General features: G+C 72.9%; 21 protein-coding genes. 9 read left to right on the plus strand and 12 right to left on the minus strand.

Going from position 1 to position 18743, the window contains the following annotated elements; all coding sequences use genetic code 11:
* The first annotated feature begins 5 nt into the window (after nt 1-5).
* From ACQP2P_RS33645 to ACQP2P_RS33660, 4 genes are all read left to right on the plus strand, one after another.
* Nucleotides 6-1076: a hypothetical protein gene (locus ACQP2P_RS33645; protein ID WP_433607750.1), complete on the plus strand. Its 1071-nt coding sequence runs from the start codon at nt 6-8 to the stop codon at nt 1074-1076.
* A 69-nt stretch (nt 1077-1145) separates the two neighbouring features.
* Entirely contained in the window at nt 1146-2183 is a 1038-nt protein-coding gene (locus ACQP2P_RS33650) for a serine/threonine protein phosphatase (protein ID WP_433607752.1), read from the plus strand.
* A 70-nt stretch (nt 2184-2253) separates the two neighbouring features.
* Nucleotides 2254-3063, plus strand: coding sequence for an ROK family protein (locus ACQP2P_RS33655; RefSeq protein WP_433607754.1), 810 nt, complete (start codon nt 2254-2256; stop codon nt 3061-3063).
* A gap of 32 nt (nt 3064-3095) precedes the next feature.
* On the plus strand, nt 3096-5189 hold the full coding sequence (locus tag ACQP2P_RS33660; protein ID WP_433607756.1) for an alpha-galactosidase: 2094 nt from the start codon (nt 3096-3098) through the stop codon (nt 5187-5189).
* On the opposite strand, the gene ACQP2P_RS33665 is transcribed toward ACQP2P_RS33660, so the two are convergent.
* Genes ACQP2P_RS33665 through ACQP2P_RS33685 form a run of 5 tightly spaced genes read right to left on the minus strand, consistent with a single transcriptional unit; the run spans nt 5186 to nt 10178 of the window.
* Complete coding sequence (locus tag ACQP2P_RS33665; protein ID WP_433607758.1) at nt 5186-6022, minus strand: sugar phosphate isomerase/epimerase family protein; 837 nt, start codon at nt 6020-6022, stop codon at nt 5186-5188. The two genes, ACQP2P_RS33660 and ACQP2P_RS33665, sit on opposite strands and share 4 nt — an antisense overlap.
* On the minus strand, nt 6019-7125 hold the full coding sequence (locus ACQP2P_RS33670; protein WP_433607760.1) for a Gfo/Idh/MocA family protein: 1107 nt from the start codon (nt 7123-7125) through the stop codon (nt 6019-6021). The genes ACQP2P_RS33665 and ACQP2P_RS33670 overlap by 4 nt, the downstream gene beginning before the upstream one ends.
* Nucleotides 7122-7979 (minus strand): carbohydrate ABC transporter permease, encoded by an 858-nt coding sequence (locus tag ACQP2P_RS33675; RefSeq protein ID WP_433607762.1) that lies wholly within the window; start codon nt 7977-7979, stop codon nt 7122-7124. Before ACQP2P_RS33675 ends, ACQP2P_RS33670 begins: the two co-directional genes overlap by 4 nt.
* Nucleotides 7969-8841: a carbohydrate ABC transporter permease gene (locus ACQP2P_RS33680; RefSeq protein WP_433607764.1), complete on the minus strand. Its 873-nt coding sequence runs from the start codon at nt 8839-8841 to the stop codon at nt 7969-7971. Before ACQP2P_RS33680 ends, ACQP2P_RS33675 begins: the two co-directional genes overlap by 11 nt.
* On the minus strand, nt 8838-10178 hold the full coding sequence (locus ACQP2P_RS33685) for an ABC transporter substrate-binding protein (RefSeq protein WP_433607766.1): 1341 nt from the start codon (nt 10176-10178) through the stop codon (nt 8838-8840). The genes ACQP2P_RS33680 and ACQP2P_RS33685 overlap by 4 nt, the downstream gene beginning before the upstream one ends.
* 137 nt (nt 10179-10315) lie before the next feature.
* On the opposite strand from ACQP2P_RS33685, the gene ACQP2P_RS33690 reads away from it, so the two are divergent.
* On the plus strand, nt 10316-11341 hold the full coding sequence (locus tag ACQP2P_RS33690) for a LacI family DNA-binding transcriptional regulator (RefSeq protein ID WP_433607768.1): 1026 nt from the start codon (nt 10316-10318) through the stop codon (nt 11339-11341).
* Between the two features lie 54 nt (nt 11342-11395).
* On the opposite strand, the gene ACQP2P_RS33695 is transcribed toward ACQP2P_RS33690, so the two are convergent.
* The 6 genes from ACQP2P_RS33695 to ACQP2P_RS33720 all read right to left on the minus strand — a co-directional run bounded on the left by ACQP2P_RS33695 (nt 11396) and on the right by ACQP2P_RS33720 (nt 15322).
* Nucleotides 11396-12235 (minus strand): SAM-dependent methyltransferase, encoded by an 840-nt coding sequence (locus ACQP2P_RS33695; RefSeq protein WP_433607770.1) that lies wholly within the window; start codon nt 12233-12235, stop codon nt 11396-11398.
* A 77-nt stretch (nt 12236-12312) separates the two neighbouring features.
* On the minus strand, nt 12313-13134 hold the full coding sequence (locus ACQP2P_RS33700; RefSeq protein ID WP_433607772.1) for an ABC transporter permease: 822 nt from the start codon (nt 13132-13134) through the stop codon (nt 12313-12315).
* Nucleotides 13094-13885: an ABC transporter ATP-binding protein gene (locus ACQP2P_RS33705; protein WP_433607774.1), complete on the minus strand. Its 792-nt coding sequence runs from the start codon at nt 13883-13885 to the stop codon at nt 13094-13096. The genes ACQP2P_RS33700 and ACQP2P_RS33705 overlap by 41 nt, the downstream gene beginning before the upstream one ends.
* Nucleotides 13882-14337 (minus strand): MarR family winged helix-turn-helix transcriptional regulator, encoded by a 456-nt coding sequence (locus ACQP2P_RS33710; RefSeq protein WP_433607776.1) that lies wholly within the window; start codon nt 14335-14337, stop codon nt 13882-13884. Before ACQP2P_RS33710 ends, ACQP2P_RS33705 begins: the two co-directional genes overlap by 4 nt.
* A 26-nt stretch (nt 14338-14363) precedes the next feature.
* Nucleotides 14364-14996 carry a hypothetical protein gene (locus ACQP2P_RS33715; protein ID WP_433607778.1) on the minus strand — a complete coding sequence of 211 codons (633 nt, stop codon included), beginning with the start codon at nt 14994-14996 and terminating at the stop codon, nt 14364-14366.
* Nucleotides 14993-15322, minus strand: coding sequence for a MazG nucleotide pyrophosphohydrolase domain-containing protein (locus tag ACQP2P_RS33720; RefSeq protein WP_433607780.1), 330 nt, complete (start codon nt 15320-15322; stop codon nt 14993-14995). The genes ACQP2P_RS33715 and ACQP2P_RS33720 overlap by 4 nt, the downstream gene beginning before the upstream one ends.
* Before the next feature lie 65 nt (nt 15323-15387).
* Between ACQP2P_RS33720 and ACQP2P_RS33725 the strand changes: the two genes are divergently transcribed.
* From ACQP2P_RS33725 to ACQP2P_RS33740, 4 genes are all read left to right on the plus strand, one after another.
* Nucleotides 15388-16203 carry a HEAT repeat domain-containing protein gene (locus ACQP2P_RS33725; RefSeq protein WP_433607782.1) on the plus strand — a complete coding sequence of 272 codons (816 nt, stop codon included), beginning with the start codon at nt 15388-15390 and terminating at the stop codon, nt 16201-16203.
* Nucleotides 16200-16340: a DUF4291 family protein gene (locus ACQP2P_RS33730; protein ID WP_433607784.1), complete on the plus strand. Its 141-nt coding sequence runs from the start codon at nt 16200-16202 to the stop codon at nt 16338-16340. The genes ACQP2P_RS33725 and ACQP2P_RS33730 overlap by 4 nt, the downstream gene beginning before the upstream one ends.
* Before the next feature lie 133 nt (nt 16341-16473).
* Nucleotides 16474-17577 (plus strand): ricin-type beta-trefoil lectin domain protein, encoded by a 1104-nt coding sequence (locus tag ACQP2P_RS33735; protein WP_433607786.1) that lies wholly within the window; start codon nt 16474-16476, stop codon nt 17575-17577.
* 83 nt (nt 17578-17660) lie between these two features.
* Nucleotides 17661-18038 (plus strand): VOC family protein, encoded by a 378-nt coding sequence (locus ACQP2P_RS33740; RefSeq protein WP_433607788.1) that lies wholly within the window; start codon nt 17661-17663, stop codon nt 18036-18038.
* On the opposite strand, the gene ACQP2P_RS33745 is transcribed toward ACQP2P_RS33740, so the two are convergent.
* Complete coding sequence (locus ACQP2P_RS33745; protein WP_433607790.1) at nt 17990-18673, minus strand: copper homeostasis protein CutC; 684 nt, start codon at nt 18671-18673, stop codon at nt 17990-17992. The genes ACQP2P_RS33740 and ACQP2P_RS33745 overlap by 49 nt on opposite strands.
* Nucleotides 18674-18743 lie beyond the last annotated feature (70 nt).

Below are 18743 nucleotides of genomic sequence, written 5' to 3' on the forward strand. Positions count from 1 at the left end.
AGGACATGTCACAGAACCAGTACCCGTGCGCCGGCTGCGGCGCCAACGTCGAGTTCGCACCGGGCACCAACGTGCTCAAGTGCCCGTACTGCGGCCACGAGACGGTGCTGCAGACCACGGGCGCACGGGTTCGCGAGCACGACTACCTCTCCTTCACCAGCCTGCCCCGCAAGCCGATCGCGACGCTGGCGAAGCACGTGTTCGTGTGCCGCAACTGCGGCGCGCAGACCGAGAGCGACTCGATCTCGGACCGCTGCCGGTTCTGCAACGCGCCGGTGGTGGCCGAGCTGAGCCCGCAGGACCTGGTGGTGCCCGAGGCCGTGGTGCCCTTCGGGGTCGACAAGCGGGCGCTGCGCGAGGCGCTGGGCAAGTGGGCGTCGTCGCGCTGGTTCGCCCCGTCGGGCCTGAAGAAGGTGTCCGAGGCCGAGACGGCCAAGAGCACGTACCTGCCGCACTGGACCTACGACTCCCGCACGATCACGGACTACCAGGGCCAGCGGGGCGAGCACTACTACGTCACCGAGACCTACACCGAGAACGGTGAGACGAAGACCCGGCAGGTGCAGAAGACGCGGTGGTACCACGCCAGCGGGCGGGTCTTCCGTGACTTCGACGACGTGCTGGTGACCGGCACGACCAAGGTGAGCCAGAAGCACCTGGACGCGCTGGAGCCGTGGCCGCTGCCGAACGCGCAGCCGTACCGACCCGAGTACCTCGCCGGGCACGAGACCCTGCGCTACGACGTCGAGCCGGAGCAGGGCCTCGAGCACGCCAAGAACAAGATGCGCCCGATCCTGGAGCAGGACTGCCGCGAGGACATCGGCGGCGACGAGCAGCGCGTCGAGCAGATGCACACGCAGTACAACGACGTCACCTTCAAGCTCATGCTGCTGCCGGTGTGGATCGCCTGCTACCTCTACGGCGGCAAGACCTACAACATCCAGGTCAACGGCGTGACGGGCGAGATCGCGGGCGAGCGGCCGTACAGTGCCGGCAAGATCGCCCTCGCCATCATCGGCGCGCTCGCGGTGATCGCGATCATCATCGCCCTCGTGGCGATGGGCAAGCACAGGTAGGAGCATCCGCAAGGGGGCGCGGCCGGCAAACGCCGGTCGCGCCTTTCGCGCGCGTGGCACACTGCGACCATGCTCGATGACCGCGCCGCGCGCTTCGACCGGGTCGCGCCCGCACTCGCCGCGCTCGGCGACGACGCGCTCGCGAGGGTGCTCGGGAGCGCCGTGCCGCACGGCGCCGGGATCGGGGGGCGGACCGCCGGGCTGGACGTCGACGGCGTCCCGGTCTTCGTGAAGCAGGTGCCGCTCACCGCGACCGAGCTGGCCGCGCCGCACGACACCGGGAACCTCTTCGGGCTGCCGGGCTTCTACCAGTACGGCGTGGGCTCGGCCGGCTTCGGGGCCTGGCGGGAGCTGACCGCGCACCGGCTCACCACCGCGTGGGTGCGCTCGGGGCGGCAGCCGAACTTCCCGCTGCTGTACCACTGGCGCGTCCTGCCCCGTCCCGGTCGCGGGCCCGCCGACGCCGACGCCGACATCGAAGAGCTCACCGCCTACTGGGACGGCAGCCCCGCGGTGCGCCGCCGGCTGGAGGAGCTCAGCGCGGCCCCGGCCACGGTCACGCTGTTCCTGGAGCACATCCCGCACGAGCTCGGCCCGTGGCTGCGCGAGCGCATCGACGGCGGCGACCAGCACGCCGGCGTCGAGGTGGCCGCCCGGCTCGCCGCCGCCGTCTGCGCGATGAACGCCGGCGGGCTGTTGCACTTCGACGCGCACATGGGCAACCTGCTCACCGACGGGCGGCTGGTGTACCTCACCGACTTCGGCCTCGCCCTGCACGCCTCGTTCGCCCGCACGCCCGAGGAGTCCGCGTTCTTCCGCGCGCACGCCGCCTACGACCGCCGCTACAACGCCGGACACCTGGCCACCTGGCTGGCGTACGCGCACGGCGGCGGCGACTGGAACCGGGCGCAGGAGCTGATCGCGCAGGCCGCCACCGGCACGCTCCCGGCGGAGCTGGACGACGCGCCCCGCGAGAGCCGGGCGGTGATCCTGCGCCACGCCGGGACCGCCGCGGCGATGAACACGTTCTTCGCCGGGCTCGTGGGGGTCTCGAAGCACACGCCGTACCCGTACGCGGAGCCGATCATCGCCAACCGGGTGCGATAACGTTTACGCCGTGCAGGACACCGACTCCCCTTCCCCTCCCGTGCGGGTTCTCGAGATCGGTGGGAGCCATGTGACCGCCGGTAGCGTCGAGGTCGCCCGGCACCGCATCCTCGATCGGCAGCGGCACCCGCTCGACCCCGCCCAGGACGCGCTCACGATCGTCGGCGCGCTGGCGGACGCGGCGAAGCGGCTGCTGCCCGGCCCCGGCGACCGCTGGGCGGTGGCGTTCCCGGGCCCGTTCGACTACGCCGCCGGGGTGGCGCTGCACGAGGGCGTGAGCAAGTTCGACCAGCTGCACGGCGTGAACCTGCGCGAGGCCCTGGCCGCGGCGATCCCGGCCGAGCCGGCGGCGTTCACGTTCGTCAACGACGCCGACGCGTTCCTGCTCGGCGAGTGGGTCGACGGGGCCGCGACCGGGACCCGCCGCTGCGTCGCGATCACCCTCGGCACCGGCATCGGCTCGTCCTGGCTCGCCGACGGGGCCGTGGTCAGCGACGGGCCGGACGTGCCCAAGGACGGCGAGATCCACTTCTGCGACGTCGACGGCGTGAACATCGAGGACCTCGTCTCCGACCGGGCGCTCGTGCGCGGCTACCTGGCCCGCACCGGCGTGACCGTGGACGGCATGCGGGGCCTGGCGGCGCTGGCCCGCGGCGGCGACGAGGACGCCCGCGAGGTCGTCGGCACCGCGTTCGGCATCCTCGGCCGGCTGCTCACCGAGTGGCTGGACCGCTTCGGCGCCGAGGTCGTGGTCGTGGGCGGCTCGATGACCGGCGCCTGGGACCTCATCGAGCCGGCGCTGCACCTGCCCGTGCCGGCCCGCCCGGTCGCCGACACCGAACGCTCGGCCCTGCTCGGGGCCGCCTACGCCGGGTCCTGACAAACCCGGCGGTCAGGTGCTACGAACGTCGCATGCCCTTACCGCCCCCGGTCTCCGAAGTCGCACCCGGTGTCTGGCTGCTGCGCACGCCCAACAGCGCCTACGTCCTCGATACCGGCGGCGGTGAGGACGTCCCGCTCGCCGCGCACTGGGGCGGGCCGGTCGACGACGAGGCCGCGGTCGCGCTGGCCGGGGTGCCGCACGACGCGGCGCGGGGCAGCTGGGAGAGCCCCCTCGACGGGCGGGAGGAGTATCCGTCGGACACCGGCCTGCGCTTCACCGAGCCCGCCCTCGCCCTGCGCTTCGGCGACGACAGCCGGGCCGTGCGCTGGGTCCTCGCGCGGGCCGAGGCCGACGGCGGGCATCTGCGGCTGCGGTACCGCGAGCTGACCCGCCCCGTCCGCCTCACCCTGCACTACCGGGTCTCCCCCGGCCATGACGTCGTCGAGCGCTGGGCCGAGCTGGACACCGACGTGCCGGTGGAGCTCGTGCGGGCCGACAGCGCCGCCTGGTGCCTGCCCGCCCGCGACGGTGCGCGCCTGTCGTGCCTGCACGGCCGCTGGGGCGCCGACTCCCGCGTCGAGCGCACCGACCTGCCCGCCGGGACCGTCCGGCTCGGCAGCCGCCGCACCACCACCAGCCCGATGCACAACCCGTGGGTGGCGCTCGACGACGGCACCGCGACCGAGACCCACGGCGAGGTGTGGACCGCGGCCCTGGCCTGGTCCGGCACCTGGCGCGTCGACGTGCAGCGGCTGCCGGTCGGCCGGGTCGTCGTCAACGCCGGCGCCGGGCACGAGCCGCCCGTCGCCCGGCTCGACGCGGGCGGCCGCTACGAGACGCCGAAGAGCTGCGGCCTCTACAGCGGCGAGGGCTTCGGCGGGGCCAGCCGGGCCTGGCACGCCTACGTGCGCGGCGAGGTCCTCCCGCACGGCGGCGAGCTGCGCCCGGTGCTCTACAACTCGTGGGAGGCGACCGGCTTCCTGCTCGACGAGGCCAACCAGCTGGCGCTCGCGGAGCGGGCCGCGGCGCTGGGCTGCGAGCTGTTCGTGATGGACGACGGCTGGTTCGGCGCCCGCGTCGCCGACAACGCCGGCCTCGGCGACTGGCGGCCCAACTCGGCCCGCTTCCCCCACGGCCTCGGGCCGCTGATCGCGCGCGTGCGCGAGCTCGGCATGGCGTTCGGCATCTGGGTCGAGCCCGAGATGGTCAACCCCGACAGCGACCTGTACCGCGCCCACCCCGACTGGGTCTACGCCTCCGCCGGCTACCCGCGGCACGAGCTGCGCAACCAGCTCGTCCTCGACCTCGGCCGGCCGGAGGTGGCGGCCTGGCTGCACGACTGGCTCGACACGCTGCTCGCCGAGCACGACATCGCGTTCGTGAAGTGGGACATGAACCGGCCCGTGACCGACCCCGGCCCGTACCGCGGCCTGCAGTGGTCCACCCGGCACGCGCGCAACCTCTACGCGGTGCTGGACCGGCTGCGCCGGGACCACCCCGGGGTCCGGTTCGAGTCGTGCGCCTCCGGCGGCGGCCGCGTCGACCTCGGCATCCTGGCCCGCACCGACCAGGTATGGCCCAGCGACAACACCGACGCGAGCGACCGGCTGCACATCCAGGAGGGCTTCAGCCAGCTGTACCCGGCGCAAGCGATGACCGCCTGGGTGACCGACGCCCCCAACTTCCTCACCGGCAACCGGGTGCCGCTGCGGTTCCGCTTCCACGTGGCCATGGCCGGCGTCCTCGGCGTCGGCGGGGACCTGCCGCGGTGGAGCGCCGAGGAGCGGCGGCTCGCGGCGGAGCTCATCGGGCAGTACAAGCGGATCCGCCCGATCGTGCAGCACGGGCGGCTGCACCGCATCCGCTCGCCCCGCGACAGCGACGCCCCCGCCCTGGCCTACGTGTCCGAGGCGGGCGACGAGGCGGCCGTGTTCCAGTTCCTCGACGGGCACCGCTACGGCGAGCCCGCCCCGCCGGCCCGGCTGCCGTTCCTGGCCGCCGGGGTGTGGCAGGACGCCGACACCGGCGCCCGCTACCCGGCCGCGTTCCTGGCCGCCCACGGGCTCGACGCCGGCCTGGTGCGCAACCACGACAGCGCCGTCACCCACCTGCGCAACACCTAGATGAGGGACCTCAGGTAGGCGAGGTTGTCGCGGGTGCGCTCGCGCAGGGGTACGGCGGTGGAGAAGTCCTCGAGGGTGACCCAGCCGTCGTACCCGTGCTCGCGCAGGGCCCGCAGGTAGGCGCCGACGTCGGCCTGGCCCTCGCGGAGGGTGGCCCAGTCCGCCTTCCACGTGACGGTGCCGTCGGGCGCGCTCGACACCGCCCGCCAGGCGACGTTCTTCACGTGCACGTGCTGCAGGTAGGGGCCGAGCAGCTGGAACGCGGCCCGGTGGTCCTCGTGGCCCTCGATGACGAGGTTGCCGAGGTCGTGGATGACGCCGACGGCGGCCGGGTCGAGCCCGTCGACGAGCCGCAGCGCGGCCGAGGCGGACGCGGCGATCGTCTCGTGGTGCAGCTCGACGAGCACGGTGACGCCGAGCCGGGCCGCCTCCGCGGTCGCCCACTCGAGGTCCTTGCGGGCCCCGGCGAACAGGTCCGGGTAGTCGCCGGTCTTCAGCAGCGGCATGGTGACCCGGACGCGGCCGGCGCCGAGCGTGGCGGTGGCCGCGAGGAGCCGGGTCACGTCGTCGCGTTCGAAGCTGCGCGCGTAGCCGCCGAGGCCCGAGTACGCCAGGCCGGCGCCGCGCGTGACGGCCTGGATGTCGGCGAGGCGCTCCTCGAGCCCGGTGAGCGGCCAGGTGGCCCGGTTGCCGGCCCAGAAGCCGGGCTCGTCGGTCTCCTCCTGGTCGGTGATCCGCCACTCGATGCCGTCCCAGCCCTGCGCGGCCAGCTCGGCCGCGGCCTCCTGCGGGGTCCAGTCGGGCGTCGAGGCGGTGAAGACCGAGAACTTCACTGGTGTGCTCCCTTGGTGTCGGGCCGGACGTCGTCGTGGGCGCCGTCGAGGACCTCGTCGAAGGACACGGGCCGGCCCAGGGCGGCGGAGACGTAGACGGCCCGCACCAGGCCGAGGGCGAGCAGCCCGTCCTGAATCCGTACTCCCGGGTCGCGGCCGGTCTCGATGGCCTCGACGATGTCCTGGTACTGGCGCAGGTGCCCGGTCACGAAGCCGTCCGGGGCCTTCGCGGCGCCGTAGAGGTCGGCCGCGGGGACCAGATCGGCGGCCCCCAGCCCGGGATCGCCCGCGGTGTGGAAGGACTCGAGCTGGTCGTCGTGCAGGACCGCGGAGCCCTCGGTGCCGTGCAGCGCGAGGCGGACGGGCAGCCCCGGCCAGGCGCCGGTGGTCGCGTGCAGGACCGCGAGCGCCCCGGAGGCGAAGCGGATCGTGGCCGCGGCGAGGTCCTCGACCTCGATGCGCTCGTGGCAGACGAGGGCCGTCTGCGCGTAGACCTCGGCGGGGCGCCCGAGCAGGGCCAGCATCTGGTCGACGAGGTGGATGCCCTGGTTGGCCAGGGCCCCGCCGCCGTCGAACGCCCACGTGCCGCGCCAGTCGGCGGAGTCGTAGTACGCCTGGTCGCGCCACCAGGGCATGGACACGACGGCGGAGGTGATCCGGCCCAGCCGGCCGGCCCGCACGGCGCCGAGCAGCGCGGCGGTCGCGGGGTCGAAGCGGTGCTGGCTGACCACGGAGGCGACCAGCCCGCGGCCGGCCGCGGCCTCGGCCACCTTCGCGAACGCGCGCGCCTTGGCCAGGTCGGTGTCGAGGGGCTTCTCGACGAGCAGGTGCGCGCCGGCCGCCAGGGTCTCCTCGGCGGCGGCGATGTGCAGGCCACTGGGGGTACAGATGGAGACGAGGTCGATGTCGTGGGCGGCCAGGGCCTCGGCGAGCGTCAGGTGGACCGACGGGTGCGGGTCGAGCTTCGCGGCCAGGGCCTCGGCGGCCTCGATCCGCGCGTCGACCAGGGCGGCCACGGTGAGCCGCGGATGGCGGGCGATCGCCTCGGCGTGGTTGGCGCCGATGATGCCGCTGCCGACGATCGCCACATTCAACTGTGTCATTTCACTCCCCCGGCCGTGAGGCCGCCTACCAGGAACCGTTGGAACGCGAGATACAACACGACCACGGGCAGCGCGCACACCAGCGCGGAGGCCATCAGCTGCCCGTACAGCGGGATCGCCCCGCCCTCCTGGGTCGCCCCGAACACCTGCAGCGCGACCGCGGCGGTGCGGGTGTCGGCGTTGGTGATGACGGAGGCGAACAGCACGTCGTTCCAGCCGAGCAGGAACGCGAAGATGGCCGAGACGACGAGCCCCGGCCAGCTGAGCGGGATCACGATCGAGCGCAGGATCCGCCAGGAGGAGGCGCCGTCGAGCCGGGCCGCCTCGTCCAGCTCGTGCGGCAGGCCGCGCAGGTAGGTCACCATGACCCAGGTGGAGAAGGGCAGCGCGAACGTGAGGTAGGTGACGAACAGCGCCCAGCGGGTGCCGATGACGTCGATGCTGAGGATGCGGGCCAGGTTCGCGAAGAGCACGAACACCGGCAGCAGCATCAGCGTGCCCGGGATGCTCTGCAGGGCGAGCAGCCCGCGCAGGATCAGCCCGCGGCCGAAGAACGTGAAGCGCACGAGCACGTAGGCGGTCGCGACCGACACGAGGGCCGAGACGACCGCGACGGAGCCGGCCACGAGGACGCTGTTGAGCAGGCCGTCGCCGAGCTCGACGGTGTCCCAGATCTCGGCGTAGTTGCCGGGGTGGAAGGCGCTGGGCCAGAAGTCGCCGCGGGCGACGGCGAGGTCGTCGTTGACGCTGGCGAAGAGCATGTAGAGCACCGGGGTCAGCGTCGCGGCGAGGAGCCCGGCGATGACCAGGATCTGCAGCCAGCGGGGCAGGAGCCGTTGCACGTCAGTCTTCATCGCGGTTCAGCCTCACCGCTCGCAGGTACACCGACAGCGGGATGGCCACGAGCACCAGGGACAGCACCGCCATCGCCGCGCTGAGGCCGAACTTGAAGTTCTGGAAGCTCTCCACGTAGGTGAGCACGGGCAGCACCTCGACGTCGTGCGGGGCGGGGACGCCGAAGAGGACGTACGGCAGGGTGAAGCTGTTGAGCGTGTGCAGGAACTCGATCACCATGCCGAGCCCGAGCACGCCCCGCAGCTGCGGCAGCACGATCCTCGTCAGCTTCGCCCGGTAGCCGGCGCCGTCCAGCGCCGCGGCCTCGTGCACGTCGTCGGGGATGCCCTGCAGGCCGGACAGCGCCAGCAGGTACAGCAGCGGCCACGAGGTCCAGATCTGCACCAGCACGAGCGCCCAGTAGCTGCGCGGGCCGTTGAGCCACAGGTAGTCGGCGCCCAGCAGGTTCCCCGCGGGGCCGTTGGGCTGCAGGATGGTGCGCCACACCGTGCCGACGACGAAGGCGGGCAGCACGTACGGGATCAGGAAGGCGGAGCGGACCAGCGCCCGGCCCGGGAAGCGCTGCTGGGTGGCCAGGGCGGCGGCCAGGCCCAGCGGCACGGCGGCGATCGTCACGATGACCGCGTAGCCCACCGTGACCCAGATCGCGTGCGGCAGGGCCGTCTCGCTCCAGGCCTCGCGGTAGTTGTCCAGCCAGATGTTCGGCGCGTCCGTCCACTGCCGCAGCGTGTACTGGTTCAGGTCCAGGGTGGACACCAGCAGCGCGACCGCCAGCGGCACCAGGATGACCAGGACCATGAGCACGCCGCCCGGCGCCAGCATCCACAGTGGACGCTGACGCCGGGAGACGGCCTTGCTCACTTTGCTTCGTCCACGGCGCTCTGGGCATCCTTCTGGGCCGCGGTGACGAGGGACTTCAGCTTGCCGTCGTCCACCTTGCCGGCCTTGAGGTCGGGGATGGACTGCACGACGACGTTGAGCAGGGCCAGCTGCACCTTGCTCCAGCCGCCGTTGAACGGCGTGCCGGCCGACTTCGACGACGAGTCCACGATCGCCGCGAGGGCCGGGTCCGCCTGCAGCTCCTTGGCCGCGGCCGCGTTCGTGGGCAGCTCGCCGAAGGTCTTGTAGTACGTCTTCTGCTGCTCGGCGCTGGTGAGCAGCTTGACCAGGGCGAGGGCGAGGTCCTTGTTCTTGGAGTACTTCGCCACGACCAGGTTGTCGCCGGAGAGGATGCTGGTCGCGGCCACGCCGTTGCCGGGCTTGGCCGTGGCGCCGGGCGGGATCGTGGGCATGACGGCGTACGCGTACTTGCCCGCGACCTGCGACTTGTCCAGCGTCACCTTGGACGTGGCCGAGACCATCGGCAGGAACGCGGCCTTGCCCGCGCCGAACTCGGCGATGGCCTGGGCGTTCTTCCAGCCGACGGCGGCCGGGTCGACGACCTTGTCGGCGGCGAGCCAGCCGAGGTAGGTCTGGTAGGCCTTGACCGTCGCCGGGTCGTCCAGCGACGCCTTCTTGCCGGCCACGAGCGGGTTGCCGGCCTGCACGGACATCGCCCAGATGAACTTCCACGGGTCGAAGCCGTCGGCGTAGGCGACCGCCATGCCGTAGGTGCCGCCGCTCGTGAGCTTCTTCGCCTGCTCGCGCAGCCCGTCCCAGCTGTCGGCGGGCTTGTCGATGCCGGCGGCCTTGAGCAGCTCGGTGTTGTACGCCATCACGAACGGGCGGCTCGTGAACGGGATGCCGACCTGGTGCTGCGCGTCCGGGCCGGAGATCCCCAGCGACGCCGGGACGAAGGCGTCCTTGCCGCCGACCTTCTGCCAGTCGGCGTCGGTGAGCTCGAGGAACGCCCCGGTCGCGTAGGCCGTCGGGGTGAAGGTCGTGCCCAGGGAGTACACATCGGGGCCCTGACCGGAGACGACGCTCGTCTGGATCTTCGTGAGCTCGTCGTTGGCGGAGGCGAACGTCTCGAACTTGACCTCGGCGCCGGTCTGGGCCTTGAACGCGGCGCTGGTGTCGGTGAACCACTGCTTCTGCTGCTGCGGGTAGATGGTGTTGGCCTGCACCAGCACGTTGATCGTCTTGCCGGCGCCGTCCAGCTTGCCGTCGCCGGTCGCGGTGTCCTTGCTGTCGTTGCCGCACGCCGCGAGCAGGACGGCCGCGGCCAGTCCGGCGGACATGAGCTTCATGCGATTCATGGGGGGTGTCCACTCCTCGTCGCTTGCTATGGGGGCGTTGGTTCGAGTGGCGGATCGATGGTTGCGGACGCTATCAACGCTGCTGAAGGCGTGGCAATCGTTTGCCATCTTTTGCCAAATCTGCTTCGCTGTCGGGCATGCCCCGCCCCTCCGGCCGCGACCGCCCCGTGACGATCAACGACATCGCCGCGGCGGCGGGGGTCGCCGCGTCCACGGTCTCGCGCGCCCTCAACAACCCGGGCCGGGTGAACGCCGTGACGCGGGAGCGCATCGAGGCCGCGGCCCGCGAGCTGCGCTACGTCCCCAGCTCCCCCGCGCGCGCCCTGTCCTCGGGCCGGACGCGCGCCATCGCGGTGCTCGTCTCCGATGTGACCAACCCGTTCTACTTCGGCGTGATCCGGGGCACCCAGCAGCAGCTCAAGGCGGCCGGCTACGCCCAGCTGCTGATCGACACCGAGGACTCCGGCGAGCTGGAGGCCGAGATGCTGCACAAGATGCGCCGCTCGCTCGACGGCGCGATCCTGGCCGCGTCGCGCCTGCCGGACCGCGAGCTGGCCCGCCTGGCCGGCGAGATCCCGCTGGTGACGATCAACCGCAACGTGCGCGGCGTCCCGAGCGCGATCATCGACACCCCGGCCGGGATCGGCCAGGCGGCGGAGCACCTGCTCTCCCTGGGCCACCGGGACATCGCCTACGTCTCGGGCCCGCAGCGCTCCTGGCCCAACGAGGCCCGCTGGCACGCCATGCGCGAGGTGGCGGCGCGCCACCGCCTGACCTTCACGCGGGTGGGCCCGTTCCCGTCGGGCCGCGGCTCGGGGCCGGCCGCGGCGGACGCGGTCCTGAACACCGGCGCGACGGCGTGCATCGTCTTCAACGACCTGCTGGCGATCGGCATCCTGCAGCGCCTGCGCGAGCGGCACGTGCGCGTGCCCGAGGACCTCAGCGTGGTCGGCTGCGACGACATCTTCGGCGCGGACTTCTGCCATCCGCCGCTGACCACCCTGACGGCGCCGATCGAGCAGGCCGGGCGGGTGGCGGTGTCGATGCTGCTGTCCCGGCTCGACCGGACCTCGGCCCCTTCACCGACCACTCGCCAGCAGGTCATGCTGCCGGTCCACCTGACCGTGCGCGGCTCGACGGGCCCGGCCGCCGTCAAGGCGTAGCACCCGTCGGGCCCGCCGTGCGGGGCCGGCGGCGGCGGCTCGCGTCCGTCGGGGCTACGGCTTGCGGGCGACCACGCCGTACATGGCCGTGTCGACCAGCGGGGGGCGGTCCTCCTCCGGGACGGGGTTGCGCCAGGCCGTCACCGGCACGATGCCCGGCTCCACGATCTGCAGGCCCGTGAAGAACCGGGCCACCTCGTCCAGGCTGCGCGGCATGGCGTCGACCTTCAGGCGGCCCGCCTTGATCTCACGCAGCGCGTAGTCGCGCGCGGCCGGTTCGTTGAGGTCCGCGGTGCCGTGGGTCATCACCACGTAGCTGCCCGACGGCAGCGCGTCGACCAGGGACCGCACGATCTCGTACGGCTTGTCCTCGTCGAACAGGAAGTGCACGATCGCGATCAGCATCAGGGCGACCGGCCGGCCGAAGTCGAGGGTCTTGCGCAGGTTCTCGTCCTCGAGAATGGTGCCCGGGTCGCGCAGGTCGGCGTCGATGTAGGCCGTGCGCCCCTCCGGCGTGCTCGTCAGCAGCGCCCGGGCATGCGTCAGCACGATCGGGTCGTTGTCGACGTAGATGATCCGCGAGTCCGGGGCGACGCTCTGCGCGACCTCGTGGGTGTTGTTCGCGGTCGGGATGCCGGTGCCGATGTCGAGGAACTGGCGGATGTTCGCCTCGCCGGCCAGGTAGCGCACCGCGCGCTGCAGGAAGGCGCGGTTCTCCAGGGCGGTGGTGCGGATCGCCGGGTAGACCCGCGCGATCGCGTCGCCGGACTCGCGGTCGGCGGCGAAGTTGTCCTTGCCGCCCAGCCAGTAGTTGTACCGCCGGGCGGGGTGTGCCGTGGTCGTGTCGATCCGGCCCGACCAGCCGGCCTGCTCGTCGCCGACGCCATCTGCCATGAGTACGCATCGTAGGCCATCACCGGCTCGCGGTGACAGCGCGTCGAGATCACCTCTGTATGACTCGGGGGCACCTGTCAGCGAGTCAGGCGCCCGAGGATCGCCGAGGCCGCGAACACCGCGACCGCCACCGCGCCGACCAGCACGCCGAAGTCCAGCAGGAGGCGCGCGGGAGTGCCGATGAGCAGGCCCCGCAGCGCGTCGACCTCGTAGCTCAGCGGGTTGACGTGGTTGAGCACCCGCAGCCAGCCGGGCATCACCGAGACCGGGTAGAGCGCGTTCGACGCGAAGAACAGGGGCATCATGATCGCCTGGCCGATGCCCATCATCCGGTCCCGCTTCAGGACCAGGCCCGCCAGGATGATCGACAGGCAGCAGAAGAACGCCGAGCCGAGCAGCAGCACCACCGCGGTCGCGAGCAGCTTCAGCGGGTTGCCGGTCAGGGACACGCCCAGGATCGCGGCCAGCACGAGCACCACCACGGCCTGCACGAGCGCGCGGACCCCGGCCGCGAACGCCTTGCCCGTGACCAGGGCGGCCCGCGGCGTCGGGGTCACCATGAGCTTGGCCAGGACGCCGGCGTCGCGCTCCCAGATGATGTGGATGCCGTAGAAGATCGACACGAACAGCGCCGACTGGGCCAGGATGCCCGGGGCGAGGAAGTCGAGATACGGCAGCCCGCCCGTGGGGATGGCCCGCAGGTGGGTGAACGTCTGGCCGAAGATGATCAGCCACAGGGCGGGCTGGATGGCCCGGGTGATCACCTCGGTGCGGTCGCGGCGCAGCTTCTGCAGCTCGACCAGGCACATCGCGGCGATCCGGGTCGCGAGGACCCGCACCGGCCCCGTGCGCCCGGCGTCAGCCGAGACGGCGTGCGGTGCGGCGAGTCGCACGGACATCGCTGAACCCCCCTGCGTCCAGATCATCCCCGGTGTACTGCCGGAAAACGTCGTCCAGCGAGTCCCCGCCGGCGGAGGCGATGAGCTGCGCGGGCGAGCCCAGCGCCCGGATCCGGCCGCGGTGCATGAGCGCGACCCGGTCGCAGTGCTCCTCGGCCTCCTCCATGTAGTGCGTGGTCACGAGCACGGTCATGCCGGTCTCGGCCCGCACCTCGGTGATGCGCTCCCACACCCCGGCCCGGGCGACGGGGTCGAGGCCGATCGTGGGCTCGTCGAGCACGAGCAGCCGCGGCGCGCTGACGAGGGCCTGGGCGAGCTCGAGGCGGCGGATCATGCCGCCGGAGTAGGTGCCGGCCGGGCGGTCCGCGGCCTCGGCCAGGCCCATCGCCTCGATCACGGCGTCGGCGCGGGCCCGGCGCTCGGCCCGCGGCACGTCGAACAGCCGCGCGAACAGGGCGACGTTCTCGCGCCCGCTGAGCGCCGCATCGGCCGAGAGCGCCTGCGGGACGTAGCCGATGAGCCGCCGCACCGCCATCCGGTTGCGGCGCACGTCGAGCCCGAAGACCTCGGCGCGGCCGGCCTGCGGGGGCAGCAGCGTGGTGAGCACCCGGATCGTGGTCGTCTTGCCGGCGCCGTTGGGGCCCAGGAGCCCGAAGATCTCGCCCGGCTGGACGCTCAGCGAGAGGTCGTCGACGGCCAGGGTCTCCTTGAAGCGGTGCCGCAGTCCCGCGATCTCAACGGCCGGGTTCATGCGGACTCCCCCTGCTCGGCGAGGACGGACGCCAGGCGGCCCAGGGCCCCGACCGCCGCGGCCAGGGCCAGCCGCTCGTCCTCGTCGAGGGAGTCCAGCGCCGTGGCGAGCAGCGAGATCCGCGCCTCGCGCCAGGCGTCGAGCCGCTCGGCCGCGGCCTCGGTGAGGAAGAGCCGCACCGAGCGGCGGTCGGCGGGGTCCTGCTCGCGGCGCAGCAGCCCGGCCTCGGTGAGGTGGTTGACCTGGGTGCTGACCGAGTTGCCGGCGAGGTGCAGCTGCGCGGCCGCGGCCGAGACGCCGGTGCCCGGCGCGGACTCGACCAGCCGCAGCAGCTCGACCTGGCTGCCGGTCAGCGCGGGGACCGCGAGGCCGGCCCGCAGGCGGCGGCGCAGCACCCGGCGCACGCCGTTGAGCTGCGACGCCAGCGCATCGGCCAGCCCTTCGTGATCCACCCTGGCAATATACCTCGTTAGCAGAGCTAATCGAAACTCCGGGTCAGGTCGAGCTCGTACCGGTCGCCGGTGCGCTCGAACCCGAGGCGGGAGTAGTACGGGGCGACCATCCCGGGCGGGGTGAGCACGCGCCGGAAGCCGTGCGCGGTGAGCTGCCCGCTCTGCCGGAAGACGAACTCGCCCGGCGACAGGTCGCGGTACCGCCGCGTCACGTAGTCCAGCTCGACCTGCGCGACCTGCGGGTCCTGCGGCGACGGGCGGAGCATGAGGACCCCGACGATCTCGTCGGCGTTGAGGGTGAGGAAGGCGAGGCGGCGCCCGTCGTCGTCGAAGCGGAAGTCGGGGTTGAAGCGGGCGATGTCGGCCCAGTGCACGCGCAGCACGTGGGCCAGGAAGTTGTCGTCGGTCGCGACCTGCACCACCTGGTAGGTGCGCTCGTCGTGGCGGGTGCGCAGCAGGGAGTACAGCTGCCAGACGTTGATCACCGCGAGCGTGAGGTTCAGGCCGACCATCGGCCACACCCGGACCCCGGCGTTGTAGCCGACCAGGACCAGCGAGCCGACCAGGTTGAACAGCCGCAGCCGCAGCAGGCGCCGCTGCAGCAGGGACCACACGAGCAGGGCCGAGCCCGCCCAGCCGACGATCTCCAGCCAGTTCACCGCTCCTCCCGCCAGCCGCGGGTGTACACCACGCCGAGCTTGCGCCCCACCGCCCGCTCGAGGTCGATGCCCATCGTGTGCGCGGTCACGAAGGCGGTGATGACCACGTCCGCGAGCTCGGCCTCGACGTCCTCGCGGGAGCCGGTGCGGCGGGCCATCCCGTAGTGCCGCCGGACGGCGCCGACGAACTCGCCGGCCTCCTCGGCGAGCGCAAGGGCCTGGCGCAGGTGCGGCGCCTCGGTGAACCCGGCGTCGATCAGGCGCGCGGCGACGTCGCCGGCGACGGCCGGCAGCTGCGAGAGGGTGAAGGGGCGGGTGTTGTCCACACCGCACAGCATGCCGCAGCTCCCGCGCCCGGCGCTCGAGCGCCTCGCCGCCTAGGATCGCTCGAATGACGGCGAATGTCCTGCGCGATGGTGACCTCGACACGCGTGAGGAGCACCTCTACCGGCTCCTGGAGCGCGCGCACGACTTCGGCGACCCGGCCGCGGTCGCCGCGCTGCAGGCGCTCGTGCGCGACTACGCCGACTACCACCGCTCGCTCTACACCCGGGCCATGAACCACGCCGACGTGATCGCCGCGCACACCCCGCCCGGCGCGCTGCGGGAGCCGCTGCTCGCGGCGCTGCGCGACACCCGGTACAACTGCCAGGCCTGGGCGGCCATGGGCTGCGCGGCGATGGGGGTACACGAGGCCGTGCCGGAGCTGGTCGGCCTGCTCGGCCACCCGCAGTGGAAGGTCGTGGAGGAGGCGCTGCGGGCCCTGGGCCGGCTCGGCGACGCGTCCACCGTGCCCGCGCTGCGCCCGCTGCTCGGCGACGGCGTCGACTGGGTGCGGCTGCGGGCCGCGGAGGCGCTCGCGGACATCGGCGGCCCGGAGGCCCTCGACGCGCTGTGGCACGAGTTCGAGCACCGCCGCTTCCCGCGGATCGGCCACATCGCCAGCGCGCTGGCCGCCTTCGCCCCGCAGGTCGTCCCGCGGCTGATCGCGGCCGCGGACGACCCGGACCCGAACCGCCGCTACTGGGCCGCGGTGGCGCTGGGCTCCACCGGCGACGAGCGGGTCGCGGCGACCCTGCAGCGGCTGCAGGCCGAGGATCGGGGCACCACCGTGTTCGACGGCGAGGTGCGGGCCGCGGCGAAGAAGGCCCTGCGCACGCTGCGCCGCATCCAGGCCGCCATCGCCGCCCGGGAGGCCCGGCCGTGACCCCGGCGCGGCAGATCCGGGCGGTGTACTCCCCGGCGGCGATCACCGTCTACCAGGTCTACGACGCCGCGATCGCGTCGGCCGCCGTGGCCGCCGGCCGGTGCACGGGCCCGTTCCGGCGCGATCGCATGACGTGAATCAAGCCGCCCTCCTGCCGCCCGAGCATTGACACACATCTGTCAATAAGGTTTCCTATCCGCAACCTTCGGCTCACCAACACGTCCGCAACGTGCCGTTGGGAGACCCCTCAGTCTTCCTAGGAGCCTGCTCGTGAAGCGGTACCGCCTGCCCCTCATCGCCCTCGCGGCCGTCGTGCTCTCGTGCACCGCGACGACCGCGTACGCCCTCGCCCAGACGAACAGGGCCGCGCTCGCCGCCGGCCCGACCGCGAGCCAGCTGCTGGCCCGCACCCAGACCTGCAACCAGGTGTCCAACGGCAAGTACGCCACCGACGACGGCGGCGCGGCCACGGTCGCGATCTGCAAGAGCGGCTCGGCCTACTTCTGGACCGCCGACATGGACATCGACTGCGACGGCATCGGCACGTCGCACTGCAACGCCTCGACCGACCCGTGGTACCAGGCCCAGACCTCGTTCACCACGTCGAACGGCTCGTACTTCACCTCGGACGTCACGCGCTACTACGTGATCCCGCTGCCGAGCCCGCGCTTCGACTACGGCGCGAACGGCATCCGGCCCGGGGCCGTGGCCGCGGTCGTCTACAACAACCAGGTCGCCTACGCCGTCTTCGCCGACGAGGGCCCGGACACCATCATCGGCGAGGGCTCCTACGCCCTGGCCACCGCGCTCGGCATCGACCCGAACCCGGCCACCGGCGGCACCGCCGGCCCGGTGACGTTCATCGTCTTCCCGTCCTCGGTGCCCAGCCCCGTGGAGAGCAACACCGCGATCGACAGCACCGGCTCCTCGGCCGCGAACGCGTGGCTGGGCACCTCGCCGACCGGCGGCCCGACGACGCCGACCACGGGCCCGACGGGCGCCGCGGGCCAGATCGTCGGCTACGGCGGCAAGTGCGTGGACGTCGCCGGTGCGAGCTCCGCCAACGGTACGGCGGTGCAGCTCTACGACTGCAACGGCACGAGCGCCCAGAAGTGGACCCGCGCCTCGGACGGCACCCTGCGGGCGCTCGGCAAGTGCATGGACGTGACGGCGGCGGGCACCGCGAACGGGACGAAGGTGCAGCTGTACGACTGCAACGGCAGCAACGCCCAGAAGTGGACGCGCACGGGCCAGACGCTGGTCAACGTGGGCTCGGGCAAGTGCCTGGACGCGACCGGCCCCAGCTCGGCCAACGGCACCCGGCTGCAGATCTGGACCTGCGGCGGCGGCGCCAACCAGAACTGGTCCCTCTGACCTCGGCGGTGACGTGTCCGGTTCGAGCTCCTCTCTTCGTCACGTGACCGTGATAGTCAGAGCACCGAGGAGAGGAGCTCGACATGGGTCTGCCCGTGGTGCACTTCGAGATCAGCGGCATCGAGCCCGGCAAGCTGCGCGACTACTACGCCGGGCTGTTCGAGTGGCGCTTCGACCCGCCCGGGAACGCGGCCACCACGACCGTCTCGCCGGACGGCGACTACCACTTCGTCGGGGAGGACTCGGCCGGGATCAACGGCGGGGTCTGCGGCGGCGACGGGTACCCGCGGCGCGTCCTGCTCTACGTCGGGGTGCCCGACGTCGAGCAGGCCCTGGCCCGGGCCGAGAGCCTCGGCGGCAAGCGGCTCATGGGGCCGGAGCCGGCCTCGGGGCCGTTCACCGTCGGGCACTTTCAGGACCCGGAGGGCAACGTGCTCGGCGTCGCCGGGCCCAGCGCCTGAAGCAGCCGCTCGACGAGTCGCGGCGAGACGGGGGCGTCCCAGCGGCCGCCGGGCCGCACCGCGGTGCCCGAGTGGAACGCGCGGACTCCGGCGTGCCGAAGCGCGGGGATGTGCGCCGCCCGCAGGCCGCCCCCGGCCAGCAGCAGGCTTCGACGGATCGGCGCGTCGGCCAGCAGGCCGGGCAGCCCCGCGTCCATCCCGTCCGGCCCACCGGCCGTCAGCACCGAGGTCAGGCCGGGCAGGCCCTCCAGCGCGCGCCAGGCCGCGGCCCGGTCGGCGGCGTGGTCGATGGCCCGGTGAAACGTCCACGCAAAGCCGTCCAGCAGCGCGTCGAGCGCCGCCCGGTCCACCGCCCCGCGGGCGTCGAGGAAGCCGAGCACGAACTCGGTCGCCCCGGCCGCGCGCAGCCGCCGGAGGGTGGTGCGCAGCGACGGTACGTCGGCCGCGAACCCCGGCGTCGTGCGCAGCATCACCCGGACGGGGATCGACACCGCGGCCCGCACCGCCTCGACCGTCGCCGGGGCGGGGCTGAGCCCGTCCGCGGCCATGTCGCTGACCAGCTCGACCCGGTCCGCCCCGCCCTCCTGGGCGGCCCGGGCATCGGCGGCGTCCAGGGCGATGATCTCCAGCAGCACCCGGCCATGGTGCCACCCAAGTCTTCGCGAGGCGGACACTCGGCCGTTTCCTCGGCCGAGTTAGCGTGCG

This window comes from Dactylosporangium sp. CA-139114, from assembly GCF_050955725.1.
GTDB lineage: Bacteria > Actinomycetota > Actinomycetes > Mycobacteriales > Micromonosporaceae > Dactylosporangium.